This window comes from Segniliparus rotundus DSM 44985, from assembly GCF_000092825.1.
Taxonomy (GTDB): domain Bacteria; phylum Actinomycetota; class Actinomycetes; order Mycobacteriales; family Mycobacteriaceae; genus Segniliparus; species Segniliparus rotundus.
Map to the genome: position 1 here is coordinate 262,269 of NC_014168.1, position 22,646 is coordinate 284,914.

The 22,646-nt window shown below is 68.0% G+C and carries 21 protein-coding genes; 11 read left to right on the forward strand and 10 right to left on the reverse strand.

The annotated features are described in order from the left end of the window. Nucleotides 1-5 precede the first annotated feature (5 nt). From SROT_RS01480 to SROT_RS01495, 4 genes are all read right to left on the reverse strand, one after another. A complete protein-coding gene (locus tag SROT_RS01480; RefSeq protein WP_013137234.1) occupies nt 6-2,819 on the reverse strand; it encodes an MMPL/RND family transporter in 2,814 nt (937 codons plus the stop codon). Continuing rightward, nucleotides 2,816-3,208 (reverse strand): MmpS family transport accessory protein, encoded by a 393-nt coding sequence (locus tag SROT_RS01485; protein WP_013137235.1) that lies wholly within the window; start codon nt 3,206-3,208, stop codon nt 2,816-2,818. The genes SROT_RS01480 and SROT_RS01485 overlap by 4 nt, the downstream gene beginning before the upstream one ends. 85 nt (nt 3,209-3,293) lie before the next feature. Next, the gene (locus SROT_RS01490; protein WP_013137236.1) at nt 3,294-4,454 is read right to left on the reverse strand and encodes an NAD(P)/FAD-dependent oxidoreductase; all 1,161 of its coding nucleotides are present in this window, start codon (nt 4,452-4,454) and stop codon (nt 3,294-3,296) included. 194 nt (nt 4,455-4,648) lie between these two features. Further along, nucleotides 4,649-4,954 carry a metal-sensitive transcriptional regulator gene (locus tag SROT_RS01495; protein ID WP_013137238.1) on the reverse strand — a complete coding sequence of 102 codons (306 nt, stop codon included), beginning with the start codon at nt 4,952-4,954 and terminating at the stop codon, nt 4,649-4,651. 230 nt (nt 4,955-5,184) lie between these two features. Between SROT_RS01495 and SROT_RS01500 the strand changes: the two genes are divergently transcribed. Beyond that, nucleotides 5,185-6,255: a prolyl oligopeptidase family serine peptidase gene (locus SROT_RS01500; protein WP_013137239.1), complete on the forward strand. Its 1,071-nt coding sequence runs from the start codon at nt 5,185-5,187 to the stop codon at nt 6,253-6,255. A gap of 135 nt (nt 6,256-6,390) precedes the next feature. After that, nucleotides 6,391-7,077 carry a TetR/AcrR family transcriptional regulator gene (locus SROT_RS01505; RefSeq protein WP_187288050.1) on the forward strand — a complete coding sequence of 229 codons (687 nt, stop codon included), beginning with the start codon at nt 6,391-6,393 and terminating at the stop codon, nt 7,075-7,077. Between the two features lie 116 nt (nt 7,078-7,193). On the opposite strand, the gene SROT_RS01510 is transcribed toward SROT_RS01505, so the two are convergent. From SROT_RS01510 to cysK, 5 genes are all read right to left on the reverse strand, one after another. Next, nucleotides 7,194-7,634: a type II toxin-antitoxin system Rv0910 family toxin gene (locus SROT_RS01510; RefSeq protein WP_013137241.1), complete on the reverse strand. Its 441-nt coding sequence runs from the start codon at nt 7,632-7,634 to the stop codon at nt 7,194-7,196. Between the two features lie 43 nt (nt 7,635-7,677). Continuing rightward, entirely contained in the window at nt 7,678-8,865 is a 1,188-nt protein-coding gene (locus SROT_RS01515; protein ID WP_013137242.1) for an acyl-CoA dehydrogenase family protein, read from the reverse strand. A gap of 348 nt (nt 8,866-9,213) precedes the next feature. Beyond that, on the reverse strand, nt 9,214-10,473 hold the full coding sequence (locus SROT_RS01520) for a KasA/KasB family beta-ketoacyl-ACP synthase (protein WP_013137243.1): 1,260 nt from the start codon (nt 10,471-10,473) through the stop codon (nt 9,214-9,216). Nucleotides 10,474-10,781: 308 nt separating this feature from the next. Next, entirely contained in the window at nt 10,782-11,366 is a 585-nt protein-coding gene (gene epsC, locus SROT_RS01525; RefSeq protein WP_013137244.1) for a serine O-acetyltransferase EpsC, read from the reverse strand. A 7-nt stretch (nt 11,367-11,373) separates the two neighbouring features. After that, nucleotides 11,374-12,309 carry a cysteine synthase A gene (gene cysK, locus SROT_RS01530; protein ID WP_013137245.1) on the reverse strand — a complete coding sequence of 312 codons (936 nt, stop codon included), beginning with the start codon at nt 12,307-12,309 and terminating at the stop codon, nt 11,374-11,376. A 247-nt stretch (nt 12,310-12,556) separates the two neighbouring features. Here cysK and SROT_RS01535 point away from each other — a divergent pair, with 247 nt between their 5' ends. Further along, nucleotides 12,557-13,234, forward strand: a complete 678-nt coding sequence (locus SROT_RS01535; RefSeq protein WP_013137246.1) for a hypothetical protein — start codon at nt 12,557-12,559, stop codon at nt 13,232-13,234. Nucleotides 13,235-13,236: 2 nt separating this feature from the next. Further along, complete coding sequence (locus SROT_RS01540; RefSeq protein ID WP_013137247.1) at nt 13,237-15,069, forward strand: YhgE/Pip family protein; 1,833 nt, start codon at nt 13,237-13,239, stop codon at nt 15,067-15,069. A gap of 18 nt (nt 15,070-15,087) precedes the next feature. Here the strand turns inward: SROT_RS01540 and SROT_RS01545 are convergent, their stop codons facing one another. Further along, nucleotides 15,088-16,272, reverse strand: coding sequence for a glycosyltransferase family 4 protein (locus tag SROT_RS01545; protein ID WP_013137248.1), 1,185 nt, complete (start codon nt 16,270-16,272; stop codon nt 15,088-15,090). 1 nt (nt 16,273) lies between these two features. On the opposite strand from SROT_RS01545, the gene SROT_RS01550 reads away from it, so the two are divergent. The 7 genes from SROT_RS01550 (at nt 16,274) to SROT_RS01575 (ending at nt 22,458) form a co-directional block, all read left to right on the forward strand. Further along, the gene (locus SROT_RS01550) at nt 16,274-17,074 is read left to right on the forward strand and encodes a class I SAM-dependent methyltransferase (protein WP_013137249.1); all 801 of its coding nucleotides are present in this window, start codon (nt 16,274-16,276) and stop codon (nt 17,072-17,074) included. A gap of 98 nt (nt 17,075-17,172) precedes the next feature. Beyond that, the gene (eccA, locus tag SROT_RS01555; RefSeq protein ID WP_013137250.1) at nt 17,173-19,002 is read left to right on the forward strand and encodes a type VII secretion AAA-ATPase EccA; all 1,830 of its coding nucleotides are present in this window, start codon (nt 17,173-17,175) and stop codon (nt 19,000-19,002) included. A 337-nt stretch (nt 19,003-19,339) separates the two neighbouring features. After that, nucleotides 19,340-19,654 (forward strand): WXG100 family type VII secretion target, encoded by a 315-nt coding sequence (locus SROT_RS01560; protein WP_013137251.1) that lies wholly within the window; start codon nt 19,340-19,342, stop codon nt 19,652-19,654. A 5-nt stretch (nt 19,655-19,659) separates the two neighbouring features. Beyond that, a complete protein-coding gene (locus SROT_RS01565; protein WP_041406821.1) occupies nt 19,660-19,950 on the forward strand; it encodes a WXG100 family type VII secretion target in 291 nt (96 codons plus the stop codon). Next, entirely contained in the window at nt 19,947-21,467 is a 1,521-nt protein-coding gene (locus SROT_RS01570) for an HNH/ENDO VII family nuclease (protein WP_013137253.1), read from the forward strand. Before SROT_RS01565 ends, SROT_RS01570 begins: the two co-directional genes overlap by 4 nt. After that, nucleotides 21,464-22,021: an ankyrin repeat domain-containing protein gene (locus SROT_RS15900; protein WP_013137254.1), complete on the forward strand. Its 558-nt coding sequence runs from the start codon at nt 21,464-21,466 to the stop codon at nt 22,019-22,021. Before SROT_RS01570 ends, SROT_RS15900 begins: the two co-directional genes overlap by 4 nt. Beyond that, nucleotides 22,018-22,458 (forward strand): hypothetical protein, encoded by a 441-nt coding sequence (locus SROT_RS01575; protein ID WP_013137255.1) that lies wholly within the window; start codon nt 22,018-22,020, stop codon nt 22,456-22,458. The genes SROT_RS15900 and SROT_RS01575 overlap by 4 nt, the downstream gene beginning before the upstream one ends. The last annotated feature ends 188 nt before the right edge of the window (nt 22,459-22,646 follow it).

Genomic DNA, 22,646 nt, shown 5'->3' on the forward strand with positions numbered 1-22,646 from the left:
GAGATTCAGCTCCCCCGGCGCGGCCGGGCCGGGATGTTCAGGGGCCACCAGAACCAGCGCCCGAGCAGGGACGCGATGGCGGGCGTCATGAACGATCGCACCACGAGGGTGTCGAAGAGCAGGCCCAGTCCGATGGTGGCCCCGCCTTGTCCGATCATGCGCAGGGAGCTTGTGGCCATGGAGCCCATGGTCACGGCGAAGACGAGGCCGGCTGCGGTGACCACGCCGCCGGTGGCGCCCATCGCGCGGACGAGGCCGGTGCGCATGCCCGCTCCCAGTTCCTCTTTGAACCGGGAGACCACGAGGAGGTTGTAGTCCGATCCGACGGCGAGCAGGATGATGACGGAGAAGGCCAGGACGATCCAGTGCAGCTTGATCCCGAGGATGTGCTGCCAGAGGAGCACGGACAGCCCGAAGGAGGCGCCGAGGGACAGGAGCACCGTGCCGACGATGACGAGCGACGCGATGAGCGCTCTCGTGACGACGAGCATGACGATCAGGATCAGGGTGATCGCCGCGACGCCGGCGATGAGCAGGTCGTAGAAGGACCCTTTCTGGATGTCTTTGAATGTGGCCGCTGTGCCGCTGAGGAAAAGCTGCGCCCCGGCGAGGGGGGTGCCTCGGACGGCGTCGCGGGCGGCTTGCCGTTCGGCGTCGACATGCGAGACGCCCTCAGGGGTGGCCGGGTCGTTGTCGTGGGTGATGATGAAGCGGGCCGCGGCGCCGTCCGGGGACAGGAAGAGCGTGAGCCCGCGCTGAAAGTCGGGGTTCTGGAATGCTTCGGGCGGCAGATAGAAGTAGTCGTCGCTTTTGGACGAGTCGAAGGCTCGGCCCATCGCGGTGGCGGTGTCGGTCATGCGGCCCATTTGGTCGAGCAGTCCCGCGAAGCTGCTGTGCATGACGAGGATGGTCGACCGCATGGACTGCGCCACCTCGATCATGGTCGGGAGCTGCGCGGCGAGCTGGCGGATTGTCGTGTTCATGTCGCCGATGTCGTGCAACAGCCCTGCGAGGGGCTCGGTGAATCTGTCGACGCCGTCAAGCGCCTCGAAAGCCGAGCGCACTGACCAGCACACGGGAATGCCGTCGCAGTGCTGTTCCCACGAGGTGTCGTCACGCACTGGTGTGAGGATTTCCTCGAAGTCGGCGATCCGGTCGCGCATCTCTTCGACGGTGGTGTTCATCGCGGCCATGCCGCCCGCCATGCTGTCGGTCGTCGCGGCCATGCGCTGCACGAGCTGCTGCATGCGCCCCATCACTGCTGTCATGTCGCCGATCTGGTCCGCCATGGTGAGCATGTCGGCCATCCGGTCGTGCATGAACTGGAGGTTTTCGGTGATGGGGACTGTTTGCATGCTGACTTGGAACGGTATGGAGCTGTGCTCGATGGGGCTGCCGAGCGGCCGGGTGATGCTCTGCACCATGGCGACGCCGGGCGCGCGGAACACGTTTTTGGCGATCCGGTCGAGCAGGATCATGTCGCTCGGGTTGCGCATGTCGTGGTCGGCTTGGACCATGAGGATGTCCGGGTTCATCCGCGCGGCGCTGAAATGGTGCTCGGCGGCCTCGTAGCCGGTGTTCGCGGGCTCGTCGGCGGGGATGTAGAAGCGGTCGTTGTAGGTGGTCTCGTATCCGGCGAGGCCGAGCATGCCGATGATGGCCGCTGCGGCCGTCCCGGCGAGCACCGGCCCGGGCCAACGGGCGACAACCGCGCCGATTTTGCGCCAGCGTCGTGTGTTGGCGGGCCGTTTGGGTTCGAGGAGGCCGAACCGGGCGCAGAGCCAGAGCACGGCGGGGCCGAGGGTCAATGCCGCGGCGAGGACCACCAACAGGCCGGCCGAGGAGGGTATGGCCAGCGCCTTGAAGTAGGTCAGCCGGGTGAAGTACAGGCAGAACGTCGCGCCCGCGACGGTGAGCCCGGAGCCCAGGATGACGTGGGGCACCCCGCGCAGCGTGGCGTCGTAGGCGTCTTCGGGGGATTCGCCGCGGTTGCGGGACTCGTGGTAGCGCCCGACGAGGAAAATCGCGTAGTCGGTGCCCGCTGCGATGGCCAGCGCGGTGAGCAGGCTGACGGCGAAGGTGGAGAAACCGATGAGGCGTTGGTCCCCGACGACGGCGACCACGCCTCGCGCCGCGCCCATTTCCACGAAGACCATGAACAGGATGAGCAGCACGGTGCTGATGGACCGGTAGACCACCAGCAGCATGATGGCGATGACGGCGATGGTCACCGCCATCATGAGGATCATGCTCTTATCGCCCGCGTCGCTCATGTCCGCCGAGAGCGCCGCTTGCCCGGTGACGTAGACGCTGACCCCGTCGGGAGGCGGTGTTTCGGCGGCGATGCGCCGCACCGCCCGCACGGACTCGTTGCCGAGCGGCGTGCCTTGGTCGCCGGCCAGGTTGACCTGCGTGTAGGCGGCTTTGCCGTCGCTGCTCTGCGCCCCGGCGGCGGTGATGCGGTCGCCCCAGAAGTCTTGGACGTGTTCGACGTGTTTGGTGTCCTGCCGCAGCCGCGCGACGAGGTCCTCGTCGTAGCGGCGGGCCGCCTCGCCGAGTGTGTCGCGGCCCTCGATCAGGACCATGACGGCGCTGTCGGAGCGGAATTCGCCGAACGCCGCGCCCATCTTTTTCGCCGCCATCACCGAGGGCGCGTCCTGGGGCGCCGACGGCAGCGAGTTCGCCCGCCCGACGGCCTCGATCTGCGGCACGAGGAGGTTCAGCGCGATGGTGAGCAGGAGCCAGCCCAGGATGACCGGCGCGGCCAGGGCGCGCATCGCCCTGGCGAGGAGCGGCCGGGGCTGGGGGTTCCCGTTCATCCGGCTTTCACCAGGCAGGAGACCTGCGCCCCTTGGCCGCTCGCCGTGCGCTCGTCCTGGATTTCGCCGTTCACCCGGATGCGGCAGCCGATGCTCCCGCTCTCGCCTTGTGCCACGAGGTTGGCGAACACGACCGGGGCCATTGTCGTGATCGTGCGCGACCACGGCAGGGCCGTGAAACTCGCGTTTTTCGGCTGGGCGTGCTCGTCCACGTAGCTGACCTTGCCGCGGGCCTGAGTCGCGCCGAAGACCTCGTAGACGACGGTTTTCGGCGTGATCGGGACGATGCTCTCCAAGTTCCCAGGCTGCGACAGACGGGTTTCGTCAGCCCCGAATTCGGCGCGCAGGCGGAGGACGGCGACCGTGCTGGCCGCCGCCGCGATCACCACGAGAGCAGGTATCCAGTGTTTCTTGAGCGCGTTGATGGCCGGGTTCCTCTGGTCGTGTCGGGTGTGTTGTCGTTGGCGCGGGGTTTCATTCCCAGAAGGCCCGCCATGCCCGTTCTTCTTCGGCTTTGTCGTGGTGCAGTTCTTCGGACGGGGGTTCGAGGACGACGTCGGGGTGGGGGAGGGCGAAGAAGTCTCCTGCGCCCCGCGCGGCCTCGTGGCCGCCGGTGTCGATGAAGCAGTAGCCGAGTCCGGACAGGCTGCCGGGCTCGTTGGTCTTGCCGAAGTGGCGCAGGAGGTCTCGGGCCACCGCCTTGCCGCCGTTTTTGGCGAAGATCGCGGCTTTGGGGAGGGTTTTGCCCGAGGGCGAGGTGACGCTGGCGATGTCGCCGACAGCCCAGACGCCTTCGTGCTCTGTCCGCATGTTCTGCCGGTCCACCGAGATCCAGTCGTCTGCGCGCAGTGAGAGGGCGGGTTTGTGCGGGGGGACGAACACGAGCAGGTCGAAGGGGGCGGTCTCGCCGTCCGCGAACCGCACGGTTTTGGTGTGGTGGTCGACGCGCTGCACGGCGTGGCCGGGGTGGAAGGCGATCCCTTGTTCGTGGAGCAGCTCGACGAGCTTCGGCCCGGCGTGGGGCCCGGCGGACGGCATGGGCTGGGGTTCGGGAGTGTGGACCGAGATCTCCGTCGTTTCGCGGACGCCGCGCTCGTGGAGCAGGTCTGCTGCGAGCAGCGCGCCTTCGTACGGGGCCACCGGGCACCGGTAGGGCTGGGAGGCGACGAGGAACACCAGTTTGCCGCCGTCGAAGTGCTGCAACGCGCGATGGGCCCGTCCGGCTTCGGCCGCGCTGTAGTAGTGGACTGCCGATCCAGCGTCCAGGGCCTCGTGCAGGCCCGGCACCTCGCCGGGGGTGTTTTGCGCGCCCAACGCGAGGACGAGCGCGTCGAAGCCGAGCTGTGCGCCGTCGTCGAGGGCGACGGTTTTGTGTGCTGGGTCCACGCCGACGACCTTGCCTTGGACGGTCGTCAGTCCGTCGAGGGCGTTCTGCGTCGGGCGGATGGGGACGCTCTGCTCGTCGCGCCAGCCGCGCATCACCCACGGCAGGGTGAACCCGAGGTAATGCTCGAAGTTTTGGTCCACGAGGACCACGTCGACGTCGTCGAGGGGAGCGCGCGATTCGCGCAGTTCTTTGACGACGCTCAGGCCGCCGATTCCCGCGCCGAGGACGACGATTCGTTTCCTGTCCATCTGCTGCCTACTTCCTTCTGAAAAAGCCCCCGAACGGGAATCGGGGTTGCTGGCCTGGGTGCCCGTCGCACCATTGCTCCGGCGGCGTCCGGCGTTTGACCGACTCGATGTGCGAGCCGCAGCCGGACCAGGTCGTCTTGCCGCAGGTCCGGCATTGCGCCGCATGGCACACGATGGTCTCCTTTCGTCGTGCCTCACGCCAGGCTGAGGAACAATTTCTCCAGCTCGTCCACGGTCAATCCGTGCCCCGGCGTGCCGTCCGGCTCGGCCACGCAGTCCCGCAGGCCGGTCGCGATGATCTTGAAGCCCGCGCGGTCCAAGGCGCGGGAAACTGCTGCGAGCTGGGTGACCACGTCTCGGCAGCTGCGTTCTTGCTCGATCATCGCGATCACCCCGCCCAGCTGCCCGTGGGCTCGGCGCAGGCGGCCGAGGACCGCCGCCATGTCTTCGGGGGCGCGGCGCGGGGCGGGCGGCGGTGTCGTTTCTTCCATGACCCACATATACCATAGGGGGTATGGTATCGGCAACGTTCGTCGCGGGCGGCCGGCTGGCGGGCGGGAGGCGGTTTTGCGGCGAACCGGCTCCGACGCGCAGGCCGCGCTTTCGCGTCGGGCGAATGCTCGGCCTAGAATTCGTTCGGGACGAAACGTCGGGGCGGCGCCGATGACGGCTGCCGCGGCGAAGCGCGAGCCCGCCGAAGAGAATGAGCCCAGCAGAAGAGGAATGGCGTATGCGGCATGTTCGTTTTTTCCATCGGTTCCGGCCGGGCGCCGTGCGGCGCGGAGCCGGGGCCTTGTGCGTCGGGGCGGTCGTCTTGGCCGCCGGGTGCGATCACGGCTCCGCGCGCTCGGCGACCTCCACGCCGCCGCCAGCGATGCGGGTCGTCAAAGACGTCCAGTACGCCGGGGGGGCGGCCGACGCGGACAGATCGGGCCATATGCTGGACCTGTACCTGCCGCAAGGGGCCGCGAAAGCTGTCCCGTTGGTGATCTGGACGAACGGCAGCGCGTTCTTGTTCCCGGCGGGCCGGGACCGGGGCGACTTGTTCGCGAACCGGCTCGTGCCGCGCGGTTACGCGGTCGCGGCGGTCGCGGTGCGCGGCAGCGGCCAGGCCACGTTCCCCGCGCAACGCGATGACACGTTGGCTGCCGTCGCGTTTCTGCGCCGCAACGCGGCGCAGTACGGCCTCGATCCCGCGCGCTTCGCGTACATGGGGCATTCTTCGGGCGGTTGGAGTTCGGCGGTGGCAGGCGTGGAAGGCTCCGGAGAGTCCGCCGTGCAGGCGGCGGTCGCGTTGTCGCCGGTGACCGATGTCGCGGCGACCGCCAAGGAAGCCCTCCCCGACGACATGTGGCGGATCGCCGAGGAGCAGCGCCGCAGCAATGTTCCGGGCGTGCCGGGGTTCCGGGGGGACCACGAGGCCGCGGACTCCCCAGAAGGGAAGTTCCTGGGCGGCCGGGTGAGCGACAATATGGACAAGGCGGCGGCGGCGAGCCCGGCCCTGCACGTCGCCCCGGCGGGGCCGCCGTTCTTGATCGTGCACGGGACGGAAGACGAATATGTGCCGTTCGCCCAGGGCACGACGTTGTATTTCGCGCTCAAGCAGGCGGGCCGCGACGTCACGTTCGTGATGCTGCCCGGCGCGAGCCACAGGGCCACGCTTCCCCCCTGGTCGGCGGAGAGCGTCAAAAATGCCACCTCGGCGCATTCGACGGGCGGCCGGACCCCCGACGTGTCCGCTGTCTCCGGGGACGGCTGGGATGTGATTCTCGGCTTCCTCGACGCGCATCTGAAGCCATGAGCCGGCTCGGGGAGCGTTCTCAGGCCGGCGCTCGCCGGGGCCGGCCTCGGGTTTCGGGCCCGGACGGTTCGCTGACCGGGTGTCGTTGATGGAGGATGGGCGTTCTCCCGTCGCGCAACGCCGATGGGTTTCGCCATGACGAGGAAGGTGCCCAGCGTGCCGGTGACGCCCGCGAAGAAACCGACCGCGCGCGCCCGGCAGGCGGCGCAGACGCGGGACCGCATCCTTGAGGCGGCGGTGCAATGCTTCTCGGAAGCCGCCTACGAGGAGGTCGCGGTCAGCGACATCGCCAAGGCCGCGGGGGTGGCGCATGGTCTGCTCTTCCATTATTTCGGCAGCAAGCGCGGGATGTATTTGGAGGCGATGCGGGTCGCGGCGCAACAGCTGGAGGCGTCTTTCGTCTTTGAGCCAGACTTGGAGCCGTTGGAGCAGGCGCGTCGCGCGGTTGCTTCGCACTTGCGTTTCCTCGCCGCCCATCGAGGCATGGCCCTGCGCTTGATCCTGGGCGGCAGAGGGGCGGACCCTGCGGCGTGGGAGGTGTTCGAGGCCGCCCGATGGCGCGCTGTGGAGGCGACTGCCGCGCTCTTCGGGGTCGACTCCCAACGGCCCGCAACGCGCATGGCGTGCCGGGCCGCCGTGGGCGCGATGGACGAGGCCGCGGTTTTCTGGCTGCACAACGACCAGCTGTTCGCCGTGGACGACATGGCCGAATGGATGGTGGCGATGGTGGCCTCGGTGGTGCGCGCGGCGATCCGGCTGGACCCCGGCATGGGAGTCGAGGACGCGCTGTCGGTGATCGACGGCCAGTTGCCGCCGGGGTAGCGCCCCGGCCAAGGGCGCCGGGGGCGTCGCCAAGAGCGTGGGCGCATGGATGTTTGGGCGGGTATTCCAGCCCGCGCGGTTGCGGGGGCGTTTTCTGCGCGCGGTGCTCGCGCGGGCTAGCCAGCCGCGACGAGTGTTGCGAGTTTTTCCAACGAGGCGTCGAGCTCTTTGCGGAACGCCCGCTCCAGCACCTTGCCCAGCGGGCCGACCAGCACAGGGCTGGTGAAGACGATGTGCAAGGTCGCACGTGACCGCTCTGCGGGCCGGTCTGCGACCGAGAATTCCAAGACGACGCTCGATCCCGTGCTGCCCGAGCCGGACAGGGACACGAACTCGGGGCCGCGGATGTCGTCGGCGTGGAACTCGATGGCGTCGGTGACGCCCTTGATCTTGACCACCTCGACAAAGCGGGCGCCCTTTTCCAGCGCGGCAGGCGGTTCTTCCGCCCACTTGGCGTGCAGGGTGTTCCAGTCCGCGAACCGTTGCGGGTTGGAGACCGCGGACCAGACCAGCGCCTGCGGCGCGTCGATTTCTCGGGAAGTGGTGACCTCGGGCATCACAGAGCTCTTTCGTCGGTGGGGCGGTTTCTCGTCGCGGGCTTCACAGGATCGCTGTGATGTGGTCGGTTCTGCCCAACAACGCTTTCCCGTAGGTCTCCATCGAGACCTGGGGCAGAATGACCGCGTGCCGCTGGCCGACGTTCGCGTCGCGCCAGATGCGTTGCAGCGGGTTGACGTCCGCGAAGCTCCCTGCGCCGCAGGCGTTCAGCAGCGTGTTGATCGCGTCGTTGACGCTCGTCAGGGCGACTGCGGCGTCTGCCCGCATCCGCGCCCGCGCCGCGACGTCGGGGTACACGCCCTGCTCGGCGTATCGCTCGACGTCGTCCGCGGCCCGGTAGGCATGCAGATGGGCGGTGTCGATCTTTGTCGCAGCGTCCGCCACCAACAGTTGGAAAGCGACGGAATCGGCCTGCTGTTCGATGTTGGTGTAGGCCAATGCCTTGGTCGAAGCCTTTTTCACCGCGATGTCGAGGGCGGCGCGGCCGAGGCCGAGCTGTGGCCCGATGAGGACGAGCACCAGCATGGGGGCGAACGCCGACCGGTAAAACGGGTTGTCCGGGTACTGCTCCACAGAGTCCCCGGACACCACCGGCAGCATCGAGCTGACGCGGTGGCTCGGCACGAACACGTCGTCGGCGACGATGGTGTTGCTGCCGGACGAGCGCATCCCCGCGACGTGCCAGGTGTCCTTGATCTGAACGTCCGAGGCGCGCATGACGACCATGGATTGGTCGATCTCGTCGCCGTTCTCGTCCACCTCCCACACCCCGCCCGAAACCCAGTCGGCGTGCAAACTCGCCGAGCAGTACGGCCATTCTCCGCGAATCAGGTAACCGCCGGGCGTCGCGCGCGCCGTGCCGCCCGGCGACACCACCCCGGACAGGATGGCGTCGGGGCCGTCCGCGTATATCTCGTCGACAGTGGCAGCGTCGTACAGGCAGGTCGACCAGGCGTTGATGTTGGAGAGCGTGGTCACCCACGAGGTTCCGCCGTCCGCCTCCGCGATCAGGGCGGACAGGTCCAACATGGCGCGCAGGCCCGCCTCCAGGCCGCCGAAGCGCCTCGGCGCGGCGAGCCGGAACGCGCCCGCGTCCCGCAGCGCGGCGATCACCTCGTCGGCGATCTTGCGGTCCCGCTCGTTTTGGGCCGCGTGCTCACGGATCAATGGCAGCAAGTCGCGCACTCGGTCGAGGACGTCGGCGGCGGTGATGGTGTCGAACGTGGTCATGGCGTTCCTCCAAGCGGTCGTCGGTGGGTGGTCTGCGTTGCTCTGCGGCGAGGCGGCGCAGGTCCGCTTGTTCGTCGACCGGCGCGGGCCGTGTGTGGCGTCGTCATGTTGCTCTCCTTTGCGCCGAGGAACGCCCGCCCAGTCTAAGATTTCAGTGACTCTGTGTCAATGACGCTTGATCAATTATTTTGGGACGAGTGTGCCCCAGATCGGGGGAGGGGTCGGCAAAGCTTTCTCGGCGCCGGTGTTGAACAGGGCGTTGCCGCTGTTCGGCCTGAGGCGCGCGGGTGGTTCGCGACACGCCGTCAGGGGTTCCTCGCTCAGGCGAAGGGCCCTGCGGCGGCAGAATCAGTACTTGCCGAAGACGGTGGCGGTGTTGTGCCCGCCGAACCCGAACGAGTTGTTGATGGCGTACGCGTGGTCGCTTTTGCGGGGTTCGCCGCTGACCACGTCGAGGTCGATCTCCGGGTCGGGGGTCTCCAGGTTCAGGGTCGGGGGGATGATGCCCTCTTGCAGGGTTTTGACCGTGATGACCGCTTCGACCGCGCCGACTGCCCCCACGGAGTGACCGATCGCGCCTTTGGGCGCGTACACCTCGGCGTGTTGCAGGCCCGCGAGGCGGATGGCTTTGGCCTCGGCGAGGTCCCCGACGCTCGTCGCGGTCGCATGCGCGTTGACGTGGCCGACGTCGCCGGGTTGCAGCCCGGCGTTCTCCAGCGCCCGGGTCATCGCCCTGGCGGCGCCGACGCCGTCGGGGTGCGGGGCCACCAGGTGGTGGCCGTCGGAGGTGATCCCCGCGCCGAGCAGGCGGGCGTAGCTCCGGGCCCCTCGGGCTTTGGCGTGCTCTTCGGTCTCGATGACGAGCAGCGCGCCGCTCTCGCCGAACACGAAGCCGGTCCGGTTCTTGTCGAAGGGCCGCGAGGCTTTCTCGGGTTCGTCGTTGGCGGTCGAGAGCACGATGCGCATATTGGCGAACGCGGCGACGGCGAAAGCGTCGATGGCCGCCTCGACGCCGCCGCAGATCGCGATGTCGGCGTCGCCGTAGGCGATCTGGCGCCACGCGTGCGCGATGGCTTCGTTGCCCGACGCGCAGGCGGACACCGGCGTGATGATGCCGCCGCGCGCTTTGCGTTCGAGCCCGACCACTGCGGCGGGGCCGTTGGCCATGAACATTTGCACGGTGAAGGGCGAGATGGCCCGTGCGCCCTTCTCGCGCATCTCGTCGTACGCTTCGGCCATGCCCCGCACCGAGCCCATCCCCGCGCCGATGGCGACGGCCAGCCGCGCCTCGTCGACGCCGTCCGGCGACCCGGCGTCCGCCCAGGCCTGGCGGCCGAGGACCGTCGCCATGCGCTGCACGTAGGACATGCGCCGGTGTTCGACTTTGGTCAGGTCTTTGTCGAAATCGCGGACTTTCAACCGTCCGCCGATGCGGACGGGAAGGTCCAATCCGGCCGCGAAGTCGTCTTCGAGGGCGCGGATGCCGCTCTCGCCGTCGAGAAGCCCCTGCCATGTGCCCTCGACGTCGGGGGCGATGGCGCTCATCATGGCCATGCCGGTCACAACAATGCTCGGGAATCCGCCATTCGCCGTGGATGGTCTCGCCATGGTCAGCGCTCCTCCTTGATGCGCTTCGGCGGCCGCCGCCGCAAGCTTTTTGTTCGCAAGTGCGAAGTAACTTTATACCTGAGAGTTTGCTGGCAACAAGCGCCCACGCCGCCTTTTTGCGTGTCCGTCCGCATGCTCTGCGCAATGAGTGACATGTTGCACATTGCGAGTGTAAACGACCGCGCGGCGAGGGTCGCGGAAGGCCCGTCGGAATCGCGAAACTCGCGAGAATCGCGACGGAATCGGGCGTGCGAATGCTCCCGTTCGTCAGGCGTTCGGAAAGTCAGGTGTTCGGAAACACAGCCCGCTCAGATATACAGCGCGGGGTCGATGTAGCACGTCGGGTCGACCCCCGGCTCGCGTTGCTTCTCAGTGCGCGAACGCACGACCGCGGGGATGCCTGTCGCAATCGATTCGGCGGGCACGTCGCGGGTGACCACGGCATTCGCCCCGACGGCGCTGTCGTCGCCGATCCGCAGCGGCCCGAGGACTTTCGCCCCGGCCCCGACGGTGACCCGGTTGCCGATGGTGGGGTGGCGCTTGCCTGCCCGCAAGGACCGCCCGCCCAAGGTGACCCCGTGGTACACCATGACGTCGTCGCCGATCTCCGCGGTTTCCCCGATCACAACGCCCATGCCGTGGTCGATGAAGAACCGTCGGCCGATTGTGGCCCCCGGATGTATTTCGACTCCGGTGAAGAACCGGGCGAGCTGGGACAGCGCTCTGGCTGGCCCGCGCAACGCCGGTGTGGCCCACATGCGGTGCGCGACCCGGTAGGCCCAGATCGCGTGCAACCCGGAATAGAGCAGCGCGTTCTCCAGGTCGCTGCGCGCGGCAGGGTCGTGGCTGCGCGCGTTCTGCAAGTCTTCGCGCAAAGCGGACAGGACGGACACGGCGCCGTCAGTCCCGGATGTGGTCGAAGAGCGCGGTCGAGATGTACCGCTCGCCGAAATCGCAGACGACCGTGACAATGAGCTTCCCGGCGTTCTCCGGGCGTTTGGCGAGTTCGAGCGCGGCCCAGACGTTCGCGCCCGCCGAAATGCCGCCGAGGATGCCCTCTTCGACGCCCAGCGCCCTGGCGACTTTGATCGCGTCGGCGAATTCCACGTCGAGGATCTCGTCGTAGATGTCGCGGTCGAGCACCTCGGGGATGAAGTTCGCGCCGATGCCTTGGATTTTGTGGGCGCCTGCCGCGCCGCCGTTGAGGATCGGGGAGTCCTTGGGCTCGACGCCGACGATCCGCACGCCCGGTTTGCGCGCCTTCAGCGCGCGCCCGACGCCGCTGATGGTCCCGCCGGTCCCGATGCCCGCGACGAAGACGTCGACGGCGCCGTCGGTGTCGGCCCAGATCTCCTCGCCCGTGGTCTGCTCGTGCATCGCGGGGTTGGCGGGGTTCGAGAACTGATTGGCCGCCACGGCGTTGTGGGTGCCGGCGATGATCTGCTTCGCCCGCTCCACAGCCCCGGCCATGCCTTCCGATCCGGGGGTCAGCACGATCTCGGCCCCGAACGCGCGCAGCATCGCGCGCCGCTCGACAGACATCGTGTCCGGCATCGTCAAGATCACCTTGTACCCTCGTGCGGCTCCGACCATGGCTAACGCGATCCCGGTGTTGCCGCTGGTGGCTTCGACGATGGTGCCGCCGGGCCGCAGCTCGCCCGAGCGCTCCGCCGCGTCGATGATCGCCACGCCGACCCGGTCTTTGACGCTGTTCGCCGGGTTGTAGTACTCGAGTTTGGCCACGACGCGGCCAGGCAGCCCCGCGGTCAACCGGTTCAGCTGAACGAGCGGGGTGTGCCCGACCAGATCACTGACGTTCTCGTAAATCTTGCTCATCGCTGATCCTTCTCGTGCCGCCGCGGCACCAATGCCCTGCATGACTCACACTACGTTACCTGCGGCCCGGCCGTGTTCTCGCGCTCTGGCCGCTGTGGCTGCCGGGCGAGGCGGTTGAGAAGAAATCTCGCCGATCCGAGACCGCGGCGCGGGCGGCATGCTCGCGGTCTCTGGCCGATCGCGTGTCCCGGCGGGCGTTTGGTTGAATGGGCGAGCCCACTTCGAGCGACTGGAAAGAGCGACCTTCATGGACTTGCAGGACGAGCGCGCCCGCGCCGCGCCGGTCATCATTGCCGACGGATTGGGCGTGGACGGCGAGCACGGCCCGTTCTTCTCCGACATCCGCCTTGCGCTCGCGCCGGGCTTGCACGCTGTGCGGACATCCGGCCCACCAGCGCAGAGCGTGCTGCTGCTGACGCTCGCGGGACGTTTCAAGCCGAGCCGGGGCGAGCTGTCCGTGCGCGGGGACGTCGAGCCGGGGAAAATCCGACGGCATTGCGCGATCGCGGCTTTCGCCGACATCGACGAGTTGGAGGAGGCGGTCACCGTGCGGACAGTGCTCGCCGAGCAGCGGCGATGGCTGGCTCCGTGGTGCTCGCGGGCCAAGGCCGAGCCCGCCGCGGCGGTGCTGGGCGAGGTGTTCGCCGAGATCCCCCCGCCGCCGTTGGCGAAATATGTCGCCGACCTTTCCGACCTTGAGGTGTTCCTGCTCAGGATCGCTCTCGCGCTCGTGACAGACCGGCCGATTCTGGTGGTCGGCGACTTGGAGCAGGTCCGCGACAGTGCGCACCGGGCGCTCGCGGCCCGCCGCCTGGGCGCGCTCGCCGCCCGGCGGACCGTCGTCGTCGGGGTGGCCAACCCCCTCGGCGACGACGCTCCCGACCACACTTTGCACGACTGTCGCATTCTGCTCAGAAAGGACTGAACATGTTGGCTGGACTGGCTTTCGGCTCGGAGATCAAACGGTTCGGCCGCAGTCGGCTGACCCGCGCCGCAATCGTCGTGCTCGCCCTCTTGCCGTTGGTGTACGGGGCGCTGTACCTGTGGGCGTACTGGGACCCCTTCGGCCATGTGAACAAGATGCCGGTCGCGTTGGTCAACGCCGACCGGGGCGCTGTCGTCTCCGGCCAGCGGATCAACGTCGGGGATGAGATAGCCAAAAGCTTGACGCAGGACGGCGGCCTGGAATGGCATGTGATGAGCCACGAGCAGGCGCGCGGCGGGGTCGACCACGGCAAGTACTACTTCATGTTGGAGCTGCCGCCGGACTTCAGCGAGGCAGTCGCCTCCCCCGTGACCGGGCAGTCGAAAAAGGCCGAACTGATCGCCGTTTACAACGACGCCAACAACTACATCTCCTCCAATATCGGCCGCACCGCTGTCGACCAGGTGCTGACCGCTGTGTCGACCCGGATCTCGGGGCAGGCGGTCAACCAAGTGCTGTCCGTTGTCCTTTCCTCCGGCTCGGGGATCAAACAGGCCGCGGACGGGGCCAGGCTGCTCGCAGACGGGGCGGCGCAGGTCGACGACGGCGCCGCGCAGCTTTCCGCCGCAATCGACAAAGCGACCGATCCGATCCTCGCCGTCGGCAAAGCCGCCTCGGCCGTCGGCGGCGACACCGAACAGCTCCAGCAGGCAGCCGTCGCGCTGCGCCAGGCGAATGCGCAGATCGGCGGCATCGCAAAGGCGCAGGACGGGGCAGCCGCCTCGCTCGCCGGGGTGATCGACCAGCTCTCGGCGAGCGACGACCCCGCCGCGAGGAGCTCGGCCGAAACATTGCGCGGTGTGCAAAACCAGCTCCACGAGCACCAATTCACCCCGCAGATCCGCCAACAGCTCACCGACGGCGAGAACGCCGCGATCTCGCTGACCGAAACGCTGCGCTCACCGGGCAGCCCGCTGCGCTCGGCCCTCGACCAGCTCGGCGGCAAAGGGCGGGACCTCACGGACAAGCTCGCACAGTTGCGCGCCGGGGCCGAGCGGCTGAAATCGGGCACCGCGCAGGTGCGCGGCGGGTCGTCCGAGCTCGCGGCCAAACTCGCAGACGGTGCTGGCCAGGTCCCCAACTGGACGCCCCAGCAGAAGGACGCCATCGCCGACACCATTGGCGGCCCGGTCCACTTGCGCGCCTCGCACCTGAACGCCGCCCCGAACTTCGGCACCGGCATGGCCCCGTTCTTCCTGACGTTGGCGCTGTTCTTCGGCGCGATCGTGCTGTGGATGGTCTTCCGGCCGCTGCAAAACCGCGCTATCGCGGCGCAGGCCCCCGCTTTCCGGGTGGCGCTCGCCAGCTATCTGCCCGCCGCCCTGATCGGGATATCCCAGGCGGTCGTCCTGTACTGCGTGGTGCGCTTCGGCCTCGGGATGCGCGCCGCGCACCCGGTGGCCATGTTGGCGTTCATGGCGTTGGTCTCGTTCGCGTTCGTGGCCCTGACGCAGTCGGTCAACGCGCTCCTCGGCCCCGCGGTGGGCCGAGTGCTGGTGATGGCGCTGCTCATGGTGCAGCTCGTCAGCGCTGGGGGCATGTACCCGGTGGAGACCACGTCGAAGCCGTTCCAAGCGCTGCACCGGTACGACCCGATGACCTACGGCGTCAATGGGCTGCGCCAGCTCGTTCTGGGCGGTGTCGACAGCAGGCTTTGGCAGGCGGTCCTCACGCTCGCCGCCATTATGGCGGGCGCGCTGGCGGTCTCGTCTGTTTGCGCGCGGCGCAACAGGCTCTGGAACGCGAGCAGGCTGATCCCGGCGATCAAGATGTAGCCGCCGTTCGCCGCGGGCTCAGCGCCCGTTCGCCGGTCCGACCAGACCCGACACCAGTTCGCCGCGCGCTGCCGCCTCAAGGACTTGCCGCACGCCCGCCGCGGTCTGGGCCCAGCTGAACTCGCGCGCCCGCCTGCGGGCCTTCTCGCCCAAGGCCTCGCGTTGCCGGTGGTCGCCGATCAGGTCGCGCACGACGCGGGCGAGGTCCTCCGGCCCGTCGACCAGAACCCCCGTGACGCCGTCGAGGATGGAGTCGGTCAGCCCGCCGCTGCCGGTGTACCCGACGGTGGGCACGCCGTGCTGGGCCGCTTCGATCACCGCGAGCCCCCAGCCTTCGGCGAGGGAGGGCATGACGTGCAGCCAGGCGCGGGCGAGGACTTCATGTTTGCGCGCCTCGTCGACGCGGCCGTGGAACACGACAGCGTCCGCGACGGCGAGCTCGTCCGCGCGGCGGCGCAAATTGTCCGCCCACCAGCCGTCCCCGACGATTTCGAGCCGCAACTGCGCGAGCCCGTCCGCGCGCAGCGCCGCCAACGCGTCCAGCACGTCCTCCACCCGTTTGTGCGGCACGAGGCGGGTGAGCACGCACAATGTCGGCTGCGCGCTGCGAGTCGCGGGGCCGCCGACGGGCGCGCCTGCGGGCACCCGGTCGACTCCGGCCCGGACCACGGCGGCGCGTTCCCGGTCGACGCCGAGCCGCACCAGGCCCTCCAGAGACGGGAGCGAGACAGTGAGGTACTGGGCGCGGCGGTGCACCCAGGGCGAGACGACAGACTCAAGCCACCAGCCGAGCGCGCCGAGCAGGCGGCCAGCCACCGGCCACTGCTCTTTGTGGCAGTGGTGCACGAGCACCACCACCGGCGCGCGGGTGGCCAACCGGGCGAAAAACCCCATCCCGTTGTGCGTGTCGACAATGACGTCCGGGCGGAATCCGGCCAGGGGGCCGATCCCGATCCTGGCCAAGGCGAGCGCGGCGAGCGCCCTCGGGTACACCGTGAGCCTGCCGCCGCCTCGGGAGAACCGCATGCCGTCGCGCGTCTCGGAGCGCGCCGAGCCGCGGTGGCGCGCGGTGCGCACGACCACCTCGACGCCCTCGCTCGCGAGCCGTTCGCCGACCCGCTCCAAGTACTGCTCGCTGCCCCCGCCCTGCGGATGGGTGGTATCCCGCCAGCTCAAGAGCAGGACTTGGGTAAGCTGAGCCATAATGGTCACCGAGCCTAACGCAAAGATCTGTCAAGACGCTGTCAGGTCGGCCCTCGCCGAAGGCGCCACACTGCGCAGATCCTTCGGGCTGCTGCGCGCGTTCCGCTTCGAATCCTCCGACCCGGACCAATTCTACGATCCGCTCGCGCAGGACTGGCTGCGCATTCTGCTCGCCGCGTGGCGGGCGTGGCGCCCGGAGGCCGAGCTTTCGGCGCTGCGCGCGCTCGACGTCGGTGGGGCGGAAGGCCGCTCGGCGGTCCTGCTCGCGGACATTGTGGAGCGCTCTGTCCTGGTGGACGCGGACCCCGACGGTTGCCGGGAGGCCTTGGCCTCGGGCGTGCCCGTCGTGCGCGGGGACGGGCAGCGCCTGCCCTTCGCCGACGCGACGTTCGATCTCGTCGCCTCCTCCAATGTGGGCGAGCACGTCCCCCAGCCGTGGCGCCTGGCCGACGAGCTGCTGCGCGTCACCCGCCCCGGCGGCATGGCCGTCTTCTCGTACACCGTGTGGCTGGGCCCGTTCGGGGGGCATGAGACCGGGCGGTGGCATTGGCTGGGCGGGCGCTACGCCGCGCGGCGGTACGCCCGCGCGCACGGGCGCCCGCCGAAGAACCTGTTCGGCGTCTCGTTGTTCGCGGTGAGCGCCGCTGACGGACTGCGGTGGGCGCGCCGGCTCCCGCCGGGGGCTGTCCTGCTCGCGGCGCTGCCCCGGTACCATCCGCGCTGGGCGTGGTGGCTGGTGCGGCTGCCCTGGCTCAGGGAGCTGCTCACCAGCAATCTGCTCCTCGTGGTGGGCAAGCGGTAACGACTGCTCACAGCAGGCGCCGGTGGCTGCGCCACCCAGCCGTCAAGGCTAGAATGACGTCGACACATACTCGTCCACGTCCTACACATGGGGGCACCTTGTACGACACGCGCGCGGCCCGAAGGTCTTTTGACATCGGCATTCTTTCGTTGGGCATCCCCATTGACGGGCAGGAGGCCCCGAAAGACCTCGCCCACGCCCGCAAGGCTTTCGATTTGGCCTCGCGGCAAGATCCCACGATGAGCGACGCGTGGCTCGGCCTCGCCACGACCCTGGCCCAAGCGCAGGAAGAGCTCCCCGGCGAAATCGTCCTGCGGCTGTACGAGAACGGCGAGCGCAACCTGTTCGCCGAGCACCGTCGGCTCGGCTTGCCGCCGCGCACCTTGGGCGGGCGGTTCTCCACCGGCCTCTACATCGACTACCCGCTCACCGACTGGAACGAGATCCAGGTCGCCAAGGCCTCGCTTTTGATTCGCGAGCGCAGCCACGACGAGGCGGAACAGCTGCTCAAAGACCTGCGCGAGCGCACAGGCGGCAAGCTCGCGATCGTCGATTACGTCACTGGCTTCCTGTACTACGGCGCGCAGCTGTGGCCCGACGTGCTGGTGGCGTTGCGCGAGTCGGATGGGTGGAGCGACCGTTACCTCGCCTCCGGGGCGGACCTCATGGTCGGCTCGTCCTGCGCGCAGCTGGGCCTGTTCAGCCAAGCCGTGCAACGTTTGGAGCGGGCCGAGTCCGGGGTGATCCCCGCCGCGCAGATCGCCGCGAAGTACAGCCGGGGACTGGTGCTCCGCGAACAAGGCGAGGCGGAGAAAGCGCGCGCCATTTTCGAGGAGATCTATGCGCGCGAGCCCGGCTTCGAGGCGAATAAGCGCGCCATGCAGGAGCCGACCTTCCGCATCGTCACCACCACGCCGGAGCGCATCGCGTTGCGCGCCAACAGGTGGGACCCTTCCTCCGCGCCGTCCGAGGACGAGATCAAGAAGAAGGAAGCCGCCGCAGCCGAGGAGAAACGTTCCGCCGAGAACGAGATTTTGCTCGCCGAGGCACAGCAGGAACTCGATCTGCAGATCGGCATGAGCGGGGTGAAGCAGCAGGTCGCGAGGTTGCAGGCCACCGTGCAGATGGCTCGTTTGCGCGCGGAGAAGGGCCTCGGCGGCGGCCAGGCGAAAAGCCAGCACCTCGCCTTCACCGGCCCTCCTGGCACCGGTAAGACGACCATCGCCCGCGTGGTCGCGAAGATCTACTGCGGTTTGGGCCTGCTGAAGACGGCCAACGTGCTGGAAACCAGCCGCAAGGACTTCGTCGGCGAACACCTCGGCTCCACCGCGATCAAGACCACGGCCCTGATCGACCGCGCGATGGACGGGGTGTTGTTCATCGACGAGGCGTACACGTTGCTCCAATCGGGGCTTTCCGGCGGCGACGCGTTCGGCAAGGAGGCCATTGACACCCTCCTCGCCCGGATGGAGAACGACCGCGACCGCCTCGTGGTCATCATCGCCGGGTACGACAACGAGATCGACCGTTTCCTCGCCGGGAACGAGGGTCTCGCGTCGCGGTTCGCCAAACGCATCCGGTTCGACTCCTACACCCCGGACGAGCTGGGAAGGATCGCCGAGTTCCAGGCCAAGCGCCGCGACGCGGTCATCACGCCGGACGCGATGCGCGAATTCATCACTCAGACCCAGCGCCTGTACGACCAGACGAAGATCTCGTCGAGCGGCCAGGAAATGCGCTTGGTCGACCTTGCGGGCAATGGCCGTTTCGTGCGGAACGTCATCGAGGCCGCCGAGGAGGAACGCGAGTTCCGGCTCACCCAGAGCGGCGTCGATCCCGCGGACCTGACCGAGGAAGACCTCATGAGCATCACCGCCGAGGATTTGCGCACCGCGATGAGCAGCGTCATCGCCGCGAACCGGCTCTAGCCGGCTGCGCGCGGGATCTTCGCGTCAGGCTCGGCGGCCAGGCCGATCAAGACCGGAAAAAACACTCTTGCCGGCGCGGGAGTCCGCGCTGGTCTTCGCCCGCGGCCACGAGCGTCCACGCCGGCCCGTGGGCACGTCGCGCGCCGCTCGGGTTCACCCCCCAGGGGGAAGGGGCGCCGGAATCGCTGGGGCGATCATGCCGACCGCTTTGTTCAGCCTTTCTTGTGCGGTGCCAGGTTTTGGAAAAATCATCAGCCCGTTTGGTTGCGGGTTTTAGGGCGTCTGGATATGCTCAACACGATATACGCGGTGGTCGCGACAATTTTGGAGGAACCTCATGGGTGGTTCGCTTCGCTCGGACTCGGCGGAGCTTCGCGCCGTCCAACAGCTCGTGAGCGGCATTGTGGACGAGATGCGCGTGGGGTTCGACGGGTTGGCGCAGCACGGGGACCAGCTCTTGGAGGGGTGGATCGGTGTGGCGGCTTCGAAGTTCCGTGCGCCGTGGGATGAGTGGAAGCAGGGCTGCAAGACGGTGGTGGACGCTTTGGAGGCCGAGTCCGGGCTTTTGGGCGAGTCCGCCGATGAGTACGACCAGCAGGAGGGCGTGAACAGCGACAGCCTGGCGAATGTCGATGTGAGGTACAACTGGTGAGCGGGATGGGCGAGGAGTACCGCGTGGAACTCGACCAGCTTCTCGCGCATGTCGAGCGGTGCGAGGAGTTCGACAAGAAAGTCGAGGATTGGCTCGACCAGATCGACGCGGCCATCGCCCGTCTGCACACGAGCTGGTCGGGCGAGGCCGCTGCGGCGCAGCGCGAGCAGCACGACCGCTGGGTCGCTGGCGCGCGGGAGATGCGGGACGCGCTTGCGAGGCTCAAAGATCAGGCGGCGGCGGATCATGGGCGTTACGCGGGGCTGATCGGGCATCAGCGGGGTATGTGGCCGTGAGCCCCGATCCGGTTTTGTCGGTGTCCCCGCCTGATTTCAGCCGCGCGGGGCAGATCGTGCGTTCCGCGTTGGGCGGGGGCTCCTCGGGTTCTGGCGGGGAGATCGCCCCGGCGTTCTTCGACCTGGTGATGGACTTGAAGACCACGAAAGGCCTGGCGGGCACGGACGCGTACGCACACGAATGGAATAACCAGTTCTACCGGCCCGCTTTGATCGGGGACACGGGCGGCGCGGGCAAGGGCGGCGGCCTGATGGACGCGGCGACCGTCGCATTGAACGCCATGGGGATGCTCTCGGATCTGCTCGTGTACTCGGGGATCAACCACGCGCTCGGGGACGACCCGGACGCGCCCGCGTTCCCACCGGGCACCCACGAGGTGATCCCGGTGCCGTTCGTCCCGGACGCGCAGGGCCGCACAATGCAGGCCGCGCCGGGGTGGTGGCCGATCATCGCCGGGATGCTCACCGGGCAGGAGTACCCGGACGGGGACGTGAGCGCGCTCAGAAACCTCAGGGACCGCTACAAATCCACCGCGACCGCGTTCCGCAGCGGGACAGCGGCCCTGGACCAAGCATCCGCGCTCGTGCAGCAGCAGCAAGCCCCGGAGGTCGCTGGGGTGGTGAACTGGCTGGGGATCGTGAAAACCCAGCTTTTGGACGTGGCGGACGGGTTCGACGTTCTCGGCGACGGCTGCGCGCAGTTCGCGCAGCACGTCCAGAGCGCGCGCGACGAGGTGAACAAGAAAGCCCAGGAAGAGCTGGGGAACATCGCGGAGACGGAGATCATCTCCGCTGGCCTGGCGGGGGCCACCCTCGGCGTCTCCGAAGTGCTCGGCAACTACCGGCTCTACAAGCGCGCGAAGGAGCTGGCCGAGTTCGTCAAAACCCGGTTGAGCGCAGAGCGCATCGCCCAAGAGCTGCGTGACGCGTTCAGCCCCATGGCCGCAATCGCGGGCGGCCCAGCCGCCCAAGGCGTCGGCAAGCTCCTCCCGCTGTTGAACGCGATGCCCGCCATCTACATGCCCGAAGGCGCCGCCGAAGCCGCCGCCATCGGCTCAGCGTTAGGCCTCGACCGCCTCGTCACGCACATGACGCGCCGCATGCGCCCCAACGCCGCCACCGAACGCCAGGTGTACGAGAACGCGGTCTCTGAGAGCATGAACGGCAAGGAGTACTGGCAGAGCGGCGCGAACAAAAATATCCTCATCCCCAAGGACGGCAAATACCCCCCGGAGATCACCAACCTTCCCAAAACCGACAACGGGAAGTACTACCAAGGCGCGGACGGCACGCTGTACCCTGTGAACACGCAAATCCATATCGGACACATCAAGTACAGCGAATGGGCGAGGCTTCGAAACGACGCTATAGCTAAAGGCTGGACCGAACGCCAGCTTCAGGAGTACATTCAGAACCACAAGCTCTATCAGATCGAGGACGCGTACGGCAATCTGAGCCACCAGTACGAGGCCCCCATCCCTTCCGTGGCCGAGATTTTGAGAGAGAACCCGCAATGACTAATAACATCGACGTACACAGCCGAGACAGCTTGCAGCAGACCCCGTTGCACATCAGCGTCGGTGACATGTGGGAACCGGGCGATCGTACCCCGTCAGTAGATCAGCTCATCGCAGCCGGGGCCGACGTGAACGCACGCGATCAGTGGGGGCGTACCCCGCTTCACTACGCCAGCCATAGCGACCGAGCCGACGCGGTGGCGGCGCTTATCGCAGCTGGTGCCGATGTGAACGCCCGAGACAACGGAAACTGGACCCCACTGCATGCAGCCGCAGCCCGAGGCTGCACAGCTGTGGTCAAGTTACTCCTTGACGCGGGAGCCGAAGTGGAGCCTATTGACAGCCAAGGGGAGACACCTTTGTCAAGAGCCATCACAGCGAAGAGCGGTGTACCGGAAGAAGTGATCAAACTGCTGCGTGAGCGTGGTGCTAATCCGTGGCGTAAGAGCGGTCGGCACAGCCCTCTGAGCGCTGCCCGAGCCCACACGAGCGGTTATCACTTTCAGGAGATCAAAGAGGCATTTGCGGACTTGCCGGATGAGGAGCCGAAGTGAGCGTTCTTGACACGGATGGGCGGTTGGCGGACATGCGGGTTCGGGCTGAGCGGTTCGCCGCGCGGGTGGAGGGGATTCGGGGCAAGGGCACTCGTTTGAACGGTCGCTTGGTCTTCGAGGTGGACGCGCGCAAGAACCCCGTGAATGTCGCTGTTGACGCGAGCATCGGGCAGTACAACGCGGATTCTATCGCTGAGTTGTTCCATGGGGCGGCGCGGGACGCGTGCCAGGACGTGGACCGGCAGATGCGGGAAGCCCTTGTGGAGTTCGGGGAGGACCAGAAGACCAGGGAGCTTGTGCGCGAGCTGATGGGGCCGCTGAGTCCTCGCCTGCCGCCTGCTCCGGGGGCGCAGCAACGCCAAGCGGAGCCGCAAGGCCCGGACCCGGACGACGAGGAAGCGTGGAACGACGCGCGAAGCTGGCTGGAGAAAGCGTAGCGGGAGCCGTGTTGCCCCTTGTCCTTGCGCAGGCGAGGGCGTGGAAGAGCGGGTCGCTTTTCGTCATCGCCGCGAACCGGCTGTAGTCGGCTGCGCGCGGGTTGTTTCTGTCCGGCGCACCTCGTACCGGCGCAGAGCGTCATGGACGCCACGACTCCTCGAAATGTGACCGGCGGGAAATAAGGTCA

Coding starts and splice junctions, on each gene's coding strand:
- SROT_RS01540 (WP_013137247.1), top strand. CDS start 13,237: ATGTTGGCTGGACTGGCTTTCGGCTCGGAGATCAAACGGTTCGGCCGC.
- SROT_RS01480 (WP_013137234.1), bottom strand. CDS start 2,819: ATGAACGGGAACCCCCAGCCCCGGCCGCTCCTCGCCAGGGCGATGCGC.
- SROT_RS01515 (WP_013137242.1), bottom strand. CDS start 8,865: ATGACCACGTTCGACACCATCACCGCCGCCGACGTCCTCGACCGAGTG.
- SROT_RS01535 (WP_013137246.1), top strand. CDS start 12,557: ATGGACTTGCAGGACGAGCGCGCCCGCGCCGCGCCGGTCATCATTGCC.
- SROT_RS01550 (WP_013137249.1), top strand. CDS start 16,274: ATGGTCACCGAGCCTAACGCAAAGATCTGTCAAGACGCTGTCAGGTCG.
- SROT_RS01560 (WP_013137251.1), top strand. CDS start 19,340: ATGGGTGGTTCGCTTCGCTCGGACTCGGCGGAGCTTCGCGCCGTCCAA.
- SROT_RS01565 (WP_041406821.1), top strand. CDS start 19,660: ATGGGCGAGGAGTACCGCGTGGAACTCGACCAGCTTCTCGCGCATGTC.
- cysK (WP_013137245.1), bottom strand. CDS start 12,309: ATGAGCAAGATTTACGAGAACGTCAGTGATCTGGTCGGGCACACCCCG.
- SROT_RS01505 (WP_187288050.1), top strand. CDS start 6,391: ATGACGAGGAAGGTGCCCAGCGTGCCGGTGACGCCCGCGAAGAAACCG.
- SROT_RS01520 (WP_013137243.1), bottom strand. CDS start 10,473: ATGGCGAGACCATCCACGGCGAATGGCGGATTCCCGAGCATTGTTGTG.
- SROT_RS01495 (WP_013137238.1), bottom strand. CDS start 4,954: ATGTGGGTCATGGAAGAAACGACACCGCCGCCCGCCCCGCGCCGCGCC.
- SROT_RS01510 (WP_013137241.1), bottom strand. CDS start 7,634: ATGCCCGAGGTCACCACTTCCCGAGAAATCGACGCGCCGCAGGCGCTG.
- SROT_RS01545 (WP_013137248.1), bottom strand. CDS start 16,272: ATGGCTCAGCTTACCCAAGTCCTGCTCTTGAGCTGGCGGGATACCACC.
- SROT_RS01490 (WP_013137236.1), bottom strand. CDS start 4,454: ATGGACAGGAAACGAATCGTCGTCCTCGGCGCGGGAATCGGCGGCCTG.
- SROT_RS15900 (WP_013137254.1), top strand. CDS start 21,464: ATGACTAATAACATCGACGTACACAGCCGAGACAGCTTGCAGCAGACC.
- SROT_RS01500 (WP_013137239.1), top strand. CDS start 5,185: ATGCGGCATGTTCGTTTTTTCCATCGGTTCCGGCCGGGCGCCGTGCGG.